9 protein-coding genes are annotated in these 11,981 nt (G+C 60.5%); all 9 read right to left on the minus strand.

Features of this window, described 5'->3' with window-relative positions:
- Nucleotides 1-181 precede the first annotated feature (181 nt).
- Nucleotides 182-1,807 carry a methyl-accepting chemotaxis protein gene (locus Q8R10_RS08500; protein WP_305652827.1) on the minus strand — a complete coding sequence of 542 codons (1,626 nt, stop codon included), beginning with the start codon at nucleotides 1,805-1,807 and terminating at the stop codon, nucleotides 182-184.
- A gap of 122 nt (nucleotides 1,808-1,929) precedes the next feature.
- The gene (locus Q8R10_RS08505) at nucleotides 1,930-3,039 is read right to left on the minus strand and encodes a DUF1513 domain-containing protein (RefSeq protein ID WP_305652829.1); all 1,110 of its coding nucleotides are present in this window, start codon (nucleotides 3,037-3,039) and stop codon (nucleotides 1,930-1,932) included.
- 13 nt (nucleotides 3,040-3,052) lie between these two features.
- Complete coding sequence (locus Q8R10_RS08510) at nucleotides 3,053-4,114, minus strand: imelysin family protein (RefSeq protein ID WP_305652830.1); 1,062 nt, start codon at nucleotides 4,112-4,114, stop codon at nucleotides 3,053-3,055.
- Between the two features lie 27 nt (nucleotides 4,115-4,141).
- Nucleotides 4,142-5,557, minus strand: coding sequence for a di-heme oxidoredictase family protein (locus Q8R10_RS08515; RefSeq protein WP_305652832.1), 1,416 nt, complete (start codon nucleotides 5,555-5,557; stop codon nucleotides 4,142-4,144).
- Nucleotides 5,558-5,627: 70 nt separating this feature from the next.
- Entirely contained in the window at nucleotides 5,628-6,941 is a 1,314-nt protein-coding gene (locus Q8R10_RS08520; RefSeq protein WP_305652834.1) for an imelysin family protein, read from the minus strand.
- Nucleotides 6,942-7,144: 203 nt separating this feature from the next.
- Nucleotides 7,145-9,214 (minus strand): bifunctional diguanylate cyclase/phosphodiesterase, encoded by a 2,070-nt coding sequence (locus tag Q8R10_RS08525; RefSeq protein WP_305652836.1) that lies wholly within the window; start codon nucleotides 9,212-9,214, stop codon nucleotides 7,145-7,147.
- A 221-nt stretch (nucleotides 9,215-9,435) separates the two neighbouring features.
- Complete coding sequence (locus tag Q8R10_RS08530) at nucleotides 9,436-9,879, minus strand: ketosteroid isomerase-related protein (RefSeq protein WP_305652838.1); 444 nt, start codon at nucleotides 9,877-9,879, stop codon at nucleotides 9,436-9,438.
- 107 nt (nucleotides 9,880-9,986) lie between these two features.
- Nucleotides 9,987-10,571 (minus strand): TMEM165/GDT1 family protein, encoded by a 585-nt coding sequence (locus Q8R10_RS08535; protein ID WP_305652840.1) that lies wholly within the window; start codon nucleotides 10,569-10,571, stop codon nucleotides 9,987-9,989.
- Between the two features lie 330 nt (nucleotides 10,572-10,901).
- Nucleotides 10,902-11,957: a class I SAM-dependent methyltransferase gene (locus Q8R10_RS08540; RefSeq protein ID WP_305652842.1), complete on the minus strand. Its 1,056-nt coding sequence runs from the start codon at nucleotides 11,955-11,957 to the stop codon at nucleotides 10,902-10,904.
- Nucleotides 11,958-11,981: the final 24 nt, after the last annotated feature.

Genomic DNA, 11,981 nt, shown 5'->3' on the forward strand with positions numbered 1-11,981 from the left:
CACCTTAGCGCCGGGGTGCTGGCGAGTCAAAAGTGCCGCTTTGCAAAAGATTACTGGGGCGCTTTTATGCAACAAACTGTCTTGTTTGTCGGTTTAATGGCCGAACGTTGGCGTTAATTGGCCCATAAACAACTCGCCGCCCTAAGAGCGGCGGCGAGTGTTGTGACGGGTGCTGCGTTGATCAGGTTTGCAGGCGCCGGCTAACCTTGCCCAGCTGACTGGACAGCTCGGCCAAGCCATGACTGGCCGCTTGTGTGCGCTCGACGTTTGCTTGGTTGGCGTTGGCGATGGCGGTGATTTCGGTGAGGTTTTGTGAAATATCCTCGGCCACTGCGGTTTGCTCCTCGGCGGCGGTGGCGATCTGGCGGTTCATGTCACGAATCGCCTCTACCGCGCCGGTGATGCGTTGCAGCATGGCGCCGGCCTGGGTGACTTGCTCGACGCCTTCTTCACTGCGGTGCTGGCCGCTTTCAATGGCCTTCACGGCATTTACGGCGCCGGTTTGCACGGTGCTGATGATCTGGTTGATTTCGGCGGTGGAGTCGGCGGTTTTCTTCGCCAGGTTGCGGACCTCATCGGCCACCACGGCGAAGCCGCGGCCTGCATCACCGGCGCGCGCCGCTTCAATCGCGGCGTTCAGTGCCAGCAGGTTGGTTTGTTCGGCAATCCCGCGGATCACCTCCAGCACTTTGCCGATGCGTCCGCTATCGGCCTCGAGGGTGCGAATCACCTCGGCGGTGTTGGCGATTTCGGTGCGAATGCTGGTAATGGTGAGGATGGTCGATTGCATCACACCATCGCTCTGGCGCGCCGAGCTGTCGGCATCATCGGCGGCGTGCGCGGCCTCTACCGCGTGGCGGGCAACTTCTTGGGCGGTGGCGGACATTTCTTGCATGGCCGTGGCCACTTGATCGGTACGGTTGAACTGCTCGCGCACGCCGTGGGTCATCAGGGTCGAGATGTCATTGAGGTTGCCGCTGGCGCTGTCCAACTCTTGGGTGCTGTGCTGCAGTTCGCGGCTGGCATCGGCAAGGAAGTCGCGCAGCAGGTTGGCGGCATCGGTCAGCCGGCCGATCTCGTCCTCGCGGCGGTTCTGCTGACGCTGGCCAATTTTGCCATGGCTGAGTTGCTCAATATGCCCGAGCAGGCGGTTCATCGGTGCCAGCAAGACTGTGTTGAGCAGGCTGAGGCTAACCAAGCTGATGACTACCACCGATATCAGCATGATCAAAGTGCCGTACAAAATAGTGCTGTCGGCATTGGTATTAATCGTTTTGGCTTCATCAAGCGCCAGGATGTGCAGCTGCGCACTCAGTGCGGTCATTTGCTCGCTCGCGGCGCGATCTATGCCTTTCACCGCCATATCACCGGCTTTGGCTTCGTGGCTGGCCGCTACAAAAGCATCGCGGCCTTTGCGGTAGGCATTGCCGAGGTTCTGGTGCTCGGCGCGCAGGCGTTCGACTTGGGTTTTTATGGCTTTATCAAAATCGACTTCTTTGAGCAGTTTGCCAAGCGTCTCCTGGACCTTGCGCTCCTGGTTTTCAAACTGCCCCCAGTGCTTGTCAAAGTCAGCAGGGTTTTGCCCGCGGACCAGCAGGTTTTTCCATTCCTGGACCTGGGTCTTGAACTCGATGTTGCTTTCATCGATCAACAGCGAGGCGTCAATCGGGCCTTGCAGCAGACCTTGATAGGCCTGCAGGCTGTTGGACAGCGAGTTAAAGCAAGACAGCGCAATCAGTAAAATCAGCAGCAAGCTGCCACCCAATAGGGCTAGCAGTTGCGCACGCAGGGAACGCTTCAGGAACATGGTCGCAGCCTCTCAATAAATGCCAATGCAGTCAGCTGCCAAGCGCGTTACGGCGTCGAACCTGGGGCTATTGAGAGTATAGGTCGGCTTAAGAAAAGCTAACTTGAGCCGCGAAAGGTTTTTTAGCTCAGGCGCAGATGGTTATCCCAAAGCCCGGCGGGCAATTGCAGCGCCGTGGCGACAATTTGTGCACCGCTACAGTCATACAGGCGGCAGCGACCGGTGCCGGAGCTGACCACAAAACCCTCAGGCACCGCGCCGACGCCGGCGCAATCGGGTAGCGGCACATCGAGGCGCACCGCGGCGCTGTCCAGATCCCAGATAAACAGCCGGTTACCCCGTGGCGCGGTCAGTGCCAGTAGCCGTAACTCATCGTGAATCGCCAGGCTCGCGCAGTATTGCTGCATGGCTTGGCGTTGCCCCTCGGCCAGTGGAAAAGCTTTGAACGGTTGGCCGGGGCGTTTGATGGCGAGCAAAGCAGCGGCATCGCTTGGGTCGCCTTGGTATTGCTGGCCACTGACCACGGTGCCGTCGGCCGCCACGGCCAGATGGCGGATGCTGTTCATCTGTTGGGCGGCTAACTGTTCTTTGCTCAGCAAGCTGCCGTCGCGGCGCATCAGCACCAGGCTCGACTCCATGGCGTCGAGGTTGAGCGCCTCGCGGCTGTCGGCTTCGGTGCGAATACCGCCGTTGGCCACCACCAGGGTTTCGCCGTCGGGCAGCCACAACAGTTGATGGGGACCGATGCCGTGGGTGGATAGCTCGCTGTGGCGCTGCAGTTGGTCGCCTTGCAGGCGATAGACGCCGAGCACGCCACGGCCGGGGTCGCGGGTATCGTTCTCGGTGCAGTAGAGCCAGTCGCCGCCTTGGTGAAACACCGCGTGGCCATAAAAATGCCGGTTGCTGGGTGAGTGCAGGGTTTGCACCAGACGCCCGTCGCGGCAGTCGATCAAATAGCTCTGGGTGCTTGGCCGGCGTCCGACAAACAAGGCCAGCGGTAGGCTTGGATGGGCCACCACGTCGTGACAGCGCTCACTGACCTGGGTGCTGAAGACCCGGCTGCCGTCGAGCCGATAGCCAACCGCCAAGTGCCGGCCGTCGGCATCGTTGCGGGCCGACAACAGCAAGGCTTGCGGACCTTGCCGGCTGAGGGTCCAGCCACTAAAGGCGGCCGCTGCCGCCAGGCTGCCGAGGCTCAGGCCGGCCAGACCGAGAAAGTGTCGCCGATTCATGCTCGCTTATGCCTCAGTCGCCATCGTTTGCATTAAAGCCCAGCTGAATCCCCAAGGCCTTGGCCAGCTCGGTTTCGTGCAGGCGGTGCAGGGTATTTAAGCTGTCGTACAGGGCGTTTAGTTGACTGCGGCCGGCTTCGCCTGCGAGCAATTGGCTAAGCGGTTGTTGCTGGGCGGCCAGCTGCCGGCGGCTGTTTTGGTAGGCGTTGTCGATGCGGCTGGCCAGCTCGGCTTGCTGGCTGCTCAGTAGGCTGCGCAAACCATCGGCTTGGCTGCCCAGCCAGAGTTGCTCGGCGGCGTTCAGGCTGGCGCTGAGGTTGCTTAGGCTGGCATTACTGCGCCAGGCTTCGGCCTGAAACGGCTGCGGCTGGCCTTTAGTCTGACGTCCCAGTGGCGTGCCCAGACGCTTCTTCATGCCTTCCAGGCCGGTGACTTGGGTGCGCAGTAAATCGGCAATGGCTTCTTTGCTGTCGGCATAGCGGGTATTGGGGAAGCTCTGCAGCTGCACGAGCATGCCATCGCTGCTTTGCCATTGGCTGAGGATGTCGCCGGCCAGTGCTTGTTGGTGCGCACCAATGGCGATCAGCAATGGGCAGTAGCGATCTTTTTGCGCCGCTTGAGTGAGGTCGATGGCGGTGTCGAACAGCAGGTATTCACTGGCGCTCAGGCCCTGCACCACGACGCTGGCTTTATCCAACTCAGCCGGAGTGAGGGCGGTTTTGCTCTGCAGCAAGGCTTCGACCTGGCGGGCCACGAGGTTTTTTTTGTCCGGCCAGAACTGCACCTGCCACGCCCGATTGCCCTCACTCAGGGGGCCGACCAGCAGGGGTTGCAGGGCGCTCCAGGCGCTTTGTGCATTCAACCAGGCCAGGCGTGTGGCGGCTAAGTCGGCGTTGGCGCTGCAGAACGCCTGGCTGCTGGCGGCCAGCTGTTGGTCGGCGTTCAGCCAATGGTTGTAGGCCGGCAGCAGCACGCCGCTGGCCAGCGCGCTGCTGGTTTTTTGCAGTGGATCGCTGGGGCTGCAGGCGCTGAGCGCCAGGGCTAAGAGTGCGGCAGTAATGGGCGTGCGCAACATGGCGGCTCCGGGGCGAAGGTGGATAAGTTAAAGAGATTGTAAAAAGGCCAGCAGGGCTGCACGTTGTTGACGGTCAAATTGTAGTACCTGTTGCTTGGTCGCTTCGGCTTCGCCGGAGTGCCAGATAATCGCTTCGAGCAGGTTACGTGCGCGGCCGTCATGCAAAAACTGCGTGTGGCCGCTGACGGTTTCAGTCAGGCCGATGCCCCATAGCGGCGGGGTACGCCATTCGCGACCGTTAGCCAAGAATTCGGGGCGATTGTCAGTCAAACCTTCGCCCATGTCATGCAGTAACAAGTCGCTGTAGGGGCGAATCAGTTGGTTGGCCAGCTCGGGTTCTGCGGCCTCGGCGGCGGTGGTGAAACGCGGCGTATGGCAACTGGCGCAGCCGGCTTGCTGGAACAAGGCTTTGCCGGCCAGCACCTGCGGGTCCGCCACTTGACGCCGGGCCGGTACGCCGAGGTTGCGGCTGTAAAACAACACCAGGGCGAGGATATGTTCGCTGACCTCGGGCGTGCCGCCATTGAGCGCCGCACGGCAATCGGTTTGGCTAGGGCGGCAGTCATCGCTGGGTAGCAAGGCTGTGGTCAGACCCATGTCGCCGGCAAAGGCGTGGGCGTTTTGCTGATTGAGGTTCGGTTGCCCGGCTTTCCAGCCGAAGCGGCCCAGCCCGGTTCTCGCCTGTTGATCGTCCCAGACTCGATTGGCCCGGCCGGAAATCCCGTCGCCATTGTTGTCTTCGGGGTCGGCATTGGCCAGCACGCTGGCCTCGCCGATGGCCTCGAGCAATCCCAGACCAATCATCGGTGGCGCCACCCGGGCGGAAAACTGTGTGGCCGGGTGCAGTGGACCGTAGCCCAACTGGCTGATCTGCAGGCGCGGCTGGCGCAGCTCAATCGCGGTGCCGTCGGCAAATTGCAGTTGTTGATAGTCATAGTCCAGGCGCAGTTTGCCCTCGGGGGCGGTGCCGGGAATCGCCATGTCTTGCAACTGACCGCCATACACCGGCTCCGGCACCGAACCCTGGCGTTCAAGAGTGCCGACATCCGCCGGGCCGGCCGCAATCGACAGGCGCACCAACATCGAGGCGGCGCTGACCGCGTTCGGCGTGGGCGGGTGCCCGCGACCGTCTTTGATATGGCAGTTCTGGCAGCCGTTGGTGTTAAACAGCGGGCCGAGCCCATCGCGGGCGGTGGTGGTGGACGGTGCCATGACCCACGGATTGCGAAAGAAACTGTTGCCGACGCTGAAATTCAGGCGGCGCAGTGCCGACAGGTTGGCCGAGGGCTGCGAGAAGGCGTTGCGATCACTGCTCTGCACCGTGGCGCTCCCGGCCGACAGGGCTTCGCCGGGCTCGGCCTGCGGTGCTGGCTGGTCGCAAGCACCAAGACTCAGCAGTAGCACCAGGCTGCAGCTGAGTCGGGCAATTAATGGGTGATGCATGGGGCTTATCCAAAAATGCCAACGGGCGCCGGCTCACAAGTGAGGGGCGCCCGTTGGCCGATTGTTGCGCTTAGAACTGGTGGTCGGCGGTTTCTGGCTTCAGCTCGCTGATGCCCAGTTTGCCGGCGGCTTGCTCGATGGCGGCGGTTTGGGTGACCAATGCGGCGATGGCGTCGCGGACGATTTGTTGACCCGCTTGGTTCTCGGTGCCAATCAGCTGGTCGAAATGCTGACCCTGCTTGGCGCTGTCGACCAAGGCCTGCAGCTTGGTCTGGGTATTGTTCAGGTCGTCCTGCAACTTGCGATCGGCTTGTGCGTCGGCTTTAGCGACCAGGGATGAAAGGCTTGGGCCGCTCAAGGTGCTGCCGTCGATTTTCTGGTACTCGCCCAGGTAGACGTTGCGGATGCCTTTGCCGTCGTAGAAGTGCGAGTTGTGGGTGTTGTCGCTGAAGCAGTCGTGCTCGTCTTCGCTGGAGTTGGCTTCCAGTGCAACCTTCATGCGCTCGCCGGCGAGTTCGCCGAGTGACAAGCTGCCCATGCCGAAGAACATTTTGCGCAGGCCGTTTTCCACCGGCTCAGCCAGCAAGCTGGTGCGGTAGTTGGTGGCGACGTTGGGTTGCCAGTGGCTGACCATGGTTTCGAGGTCGCTGACCAGCAGCGCTGTGGCGGCTTTCAAATAGGCGGCGCGACGCTCGCAGTTACCATTGGTGCAGCTGGCATCCAGCGCATAGTCGCTAGCAGGGCGAGTGCCGGCGCCGGCGTTAGTGCCATTCAGGTCTTGGCCCCAGAGTAGAAACTCAATGGCGTGGTAACCGGTGGCGACGTTGGCCTCGGAGCCGCCCAGCTCATTGAGGCTGGCCAGCAGTTCAGGGGTGATTTTGCTCGCGTCGAGCTTGTCTTCGCCAACCTGTACCTGGGTATTGGCGATGATATTGGCGCTGGCGCCGGGGTTGCCCAGGGCGTGTTGATAGTCCTTGGCTACGTAGTCGATCAGGCCCTCATCCAGCGGCCAGGCGTTCAGCTGGCCCTCGAGGTCATCGACCACCGAGTTGCCGAAGCGGAACACTTCGCTCTGCATGTAGGTTGGGCGCGCCGCTAACCAGGCCGCGCGAGCTGCTTGCAGGGTCTCGTCGTTGGGCTTGGCGATAAAGGCATCAATCGCTTGCTGCAAGGTTTTGCCGGTGCTGAGGGCATCGCTAAACACGGCCAGGGCGAGGTCGGCATAATGAGCCACCACGGCTTTGCCGGCCGTTTGGTCGAGCTGGCTGGCAGTGGCGCTGACCGCTGCGGTTTTGGCCGCTGGCGCTGAAGTTTGTTCGCCGCAACCGGCAAGAGTAATAGCGAGTGTCAGCAAGCTGGCGCTGAGCAGGGGCGTACGGAACATGGCGAAGTCCTTAGCGGCAAGATAACGATGGCGGGATATTACTTGAAACTACAACGTAATGCGAAGGATTTGCATTACATCTTTGTGCGTAAATGCCATTGCCTGATAACCGGCTGGCGCAGTGCTTTTGCTGGCTTGGCGCGGGCCCGGAAACATCGACGCCCGCGAAGGCGGGCGTCGGTTTTAGCCTTGTAGTCGGCGTGTTAGCTGGCCGAGGCGGCAACGTTGATCAGGTTGCCGGTTTGCCGCGACTGTTTAAGAAACAGGGTGATCTCACGTGCTGGCAGCGGCTTGCTGTACAGGTAGCCTTGGCCCTCGTCGCAGCCGTGGGCAATGATGTAGGCCTCTTGCTCGACGGTCTCGACGCCTTCGGCAATGACCTGCATACCGAGGTTCTTCGCCAGCTGGATGATGGCGCGCACTATGGTGGCGTCGTCGGCATCGTCGATCAGGTCAGCAACAAAACTTTTGTCGATCTTGATTTTGTCCAGCGGCAGGCTCTTCAGGTAACTCAGGGAGGAGTAGCCGGTACCGAAGTCATCGATGGCGATTAGCGCACCGCAGCGGCGCAGGCTCAGCAGGTGTTGGGCGGCGGTGTTGATGTCTTCCATCAGGCCGGTTTCGGTGACTTCCAACTCCAGGCTGTTCGGTGGCAGGCGGTAGACCTGGATCAGATTGTTGACCACCCGCGGTAATTCGCTGTGGTGCAGTTGTACGGTGGACAGGTTGATGGCCATGCGCAGGTCGATAAAGCCCAGGTCATGCCATTCACGCAGTTGCTTACAGGCTTGTTCCAGTACCCATTCGCCGATGGCGATGATGCTGCCGTTTTGCTCGGCCAGCGGGATGAACACATCTGGAGAAACAAAGCCGTGTTGCGGATGTTGCCAGCGCAGCAGCGCCTCGACACCGGCCACGCATTTGTCGCGGTAATCGATTTGCGGCTGATAAACCAAGTGCAGTTCGTTACGGGCCAAGGCTTCGCGCAGGTCTTTTTCCAGCTCGCGGCGCCGGCGCATCTCGTTGTCGAGGCTGGCGATGTAAAACTGATAACGGTTGCGTGAACGGCTTTTGGCCAGGGTCATGGTTTGTTCGGCTTTTTGCAGCAGTTTCTCAGTGCTGTCGCCGTCTTCGGGGAATAGGGTGATGCCGATGGTGGCGCGCAGACGAATCTCATGCGGCTCGAGTGCGAAGGGCAGGTCAAGGTCGTCAAGAATGCTTTGCGCCAATTCAGCCGCTTCGTAAGGTTGCTCAATGTCGGCCTGGATCAGCGCGAACTGGTCGCCACCCAAGCGTGCCAGTGCGCCCAGGCGACCGCTGTGGCTGCGCAAGCGGTCAGAGAGCAACAGCAGCAGTTGATCGCCGGTCTGGTAGCCAAACTGTTCGTTGATGTTTTTGAAGTCATCCAAACCCACGCACAGCACCGCAACCCGATGCTGCACGCGGCCCGCGTCGGCCAGAATATGGTCAAGTTGCTCTTGCAGTTGCTGGCGATTGGGCAGGCCAGTGAGGAAGTCATATTGCGACATGCGCTGCAGGCTGTTCTCGGCTTCGCGGCGTAAATGGGTGTTGCGTTCGATCGAACTGAGCAGTTGGTTGGCGGTATTGATCCACAGCCCCAGTTCGTTTTTTTCGTTGCCCTTGAGCATTGGCAGCTGATGTTCGCTGGGGCGGTCGGGGTTGATGTTGGACAGGTGATCGATGATTTTCGACAGCGGTTTGGTCAGTAGCCACTGGTAAACAAAGTACAACACCATGGCCATGGCCAGCGCCCGCAGCACGCCGGAGATGACGATGATGATTGAGCTGGCAATAAAGCTTTGCCCATAGGGCGCGGTGTCTAGGGTGATGGTGAGGTCGCCGTAGTACTCCTTGAACGGGCCGCGGCCGACTAGTGGGGCGCTGAATTCCATCTGCTTGCCGAGGATTACATCGGTGAACACCCGGCTATCGATATTCAGCAAGTCGCGCGAGCGCTCGGCCAGGCGCGGCTCGTTCGGATGGCCAATGGCAGCCATGCGCACCGAGTCGTTTTGGAATAACCCTTCAATTACCTGCATGCCCATTTCACGGTCGAGGCTGTAGACCGCTTGGGTCGACGGATCGCTGAACATGGCCAGAATGCGCTGGGCGTCGGTGGCAACTACTTGACGGGTTTTATAAACATCGAAAACGATTTGCGCGCAGCTCAACACCACACCGACCACCAATGCCGACAGCAGCACCACGCGCAGAAGTTTCAATGACAGGCTGTGCTTGAGATCAAGCTTCAAATGGCGATTCCTTGGTCAATGCGCGAAACTGTACTTATCAGTGAGTATTGGCAAAGTCTTGAGAGTCGTCAAAGAATGATTGCTGCTGGCTCGTCATTAGCGGGCTAAATAATGGAGCCGTTAGGGTTGCCGCACCGCTGCGGGCTTGAAAGGTTTAAGCGCTTGTACAGTCGATTGCCGAGAGTGCATGGCGTGTGCTTTTAGGGCTATGCCAGAGGATGTTAAGGCAGCGCTTTAGCTTCCAGCGCTTGGATGGTCAGCCCTTGTTGGGCGCGAAAGCTTTCCATGTCGAACATGGTGCAGATTTCTTGGATTTCACCGTTGAAACTGAGGGTCCAGAAGGCCATCGCCGAAATGCTCAACACCTTGTCGCTGGCCGGATAACCAAAGGCCGGTTTTTCAATGGTGCCAATCATGGTGCTCCAGGTCACCACCTTGTTGCCCTCGGCGACGCACTCCTCGATCACCACTTGCAAGTCTGGCATGGCACTACGGATTTCTTGGACCATGTGGCTAAATTCGGCGCTGTTCAGTTGCCGGCCGACGAATGAGCTTTTGTAGAGGAAATCTTTGCTGTGCAGGCGCTCGCTAAGGGCCAGGTGGCCCTTATTCCAGGACAGTTCGATATGTTTGCGAACCAGCTTTTTATGCTCTTCCAATGACATAAAACGCTCCATTTGTAGGACTAACGTGCATGACTGATAACTCACTCTAGCCATTCTGTAGCCGCCGGCATTGGCTGAAGTGCCGGCGGTTACAGGTATCGATGCAGTCAGACTAATCCGCTTAAGTGCAGCGCCTGGTACCCGGCAATCAGCGCCAATACGCCAAAGGCACAGGCCGCCACGCGGCGAATCAGGGTCAGGGGCAGGCGTTCGGCGGCAAAGTTACCAGCCAGCACCACCGGCACGTTCGCCAGCAGCATCCCTAAGGTGGTGCCGAGGATGACCAGCCAGAAATGCGGGTACTGCGCCGCCAGCATGACGGTGGCTACTTGGGTTTTGTCGCCCATCTCGGCGAGAAAGAATGCCACCAGGGTGGTCAGGAACGGGCCATAACGTTTAAAACCGCTGGCTTCGTCATCGTCGAGTTTGTCCGGCACCAGGGTCCACAGCGCAACGGCAAAGAAAGCCACCGCCAATAGCGCACTCAGGGTTGCCGCCGAGAAGAAGCTCGCCACCCAGCTGCCCACCGCACCGGCTGCGGCATGGTTGGCCAGGGTGGCGACTAGGATGCCGGCGATGATCGGCCAGGGTTTACGAAAGCGCGCCGCCAACAGCAGGGCCAACAGTTGGGTCTTGTCGCCGATTTCAGCGATAGCCACGATGCCCGTAGGGACCAAGAGAGATTCAAACATGGGGATTCCTCAGGGGCGGGTCGACTGAGTGCTATGACACATACGACCTTCCCGCCCCGGGTGAGGTGTACGTGTCATAGGTCTGGTCAAACCGCAGGCCTGAAAGCTCAGGCCGGGGTCCAGTCGCCATGGTCGGTGGACCAAGTATGTTGACGACTGCCTGCCAGCTAGATCGGGTGAAAACCACAGTGTGCGTTTTCATCCGGCCTGGAGTCGCCGAGATAAACCCGGCGCTGGCGAGAGATTACTCCCCTAGGACGGGGCGCATTTTGCCCAAGTGTGGCGCCGAGGACAACCCGCCTTTGACCATCGCCGAGTCTAATCGGGCCGTTAGTAACGCCGGCTGGGGTCTCTCGGCTCGCGTTCGCGGCGCGCTTTGGTTGGTGCGGGCTGGCGTTTGGCTTGGTACAGATGAAAACCAGCACCCGTGCCCAGGGTCACGCAGGGGCCCAGGTGTTGCTCGATCAGCGGTGGGTATTTAAGGAAGCTGTTGGCCACCAGGCGCAGTTCGCCACTCGGTTTCAGGTGTTGCGCGGCTTGGCGCAGCAAGGTTTCGGTGGCTTGGTATTCGGTGTGGATGCCTTGGTGAAAGGGCGGGTTGGTGAGGATCGCATCCAGCTCCAGGGGGGCTGCGTTAATGCCGTCGCCACCTATAACCTCGGCCTCCAGGCCATTGGCGGCCAGGGTCAGCCGGCTGCTTTCGAGGGCAAAGGCGTCAACGTCGAGCATGCTCACCCGGCTGTGCGGATAGCGACGTTTGAGGGTGGCGCCGAGCACGCCGGCCCCGCAACCAAAGTCCAGTAGATGACCCGCCGGCAGGTTGTCCAGCTGTTGCAACAACAAGGCAGTGCCGCGATCCAGCCGACCATGGCTGAACACGCCGGGCAGGCTGATGACGCTGAGCGGGCCGTCGGCCAATGGCAGTTCATAGCGTTGCGCCAGCGCATGCAGGTCCGGTGCTGCCGGGGCCTGGTCGACCGTCACTTGCCAGAGCTGGCAATGGCGGGCGCTGTCGAGTTTGCGTGGCCTGCCATACAGCTGCAGCTGTTTGGCGGCGCGTTCGATGCCGGCGCGTTTTTCCCCGACCAGAAACAGCTCGCGACCGGCCAGGCGCGCCGCCAGCGCGTGCAGCAAGTAGTCGCACAGCTCGCGGGACTTGGGCAAAAACAACACCGCCGCCTCGAAGCTGCGCTCGGGGGCCGTGATACCGAACTGGCAACGCTCAACGAAGCGGCTGCTGAGGGTCGCCTGTTCGCCCACCAGCCAGCTCCAGCCGTGGGCCGCAGGCAATTGCGCGAGCAAGTCGTCGGCCGGCAAACCAGCGAGCAGCAGATTGCCGGTAAACAGGGCGCTCTGACGCAGCAGTACTTCGCTTCGCGGGTCCATGGATGGCTCCTAAATGCAGAAAAA

Source organism: Pseudomonas sp. (assembly GCF_030698175.1).
GTDB lineage: Bacteria > Pseudomonadota > Gammaproteobacteria > Pseudomonadales > Pseudomonadaceae > Aquipseudomonas.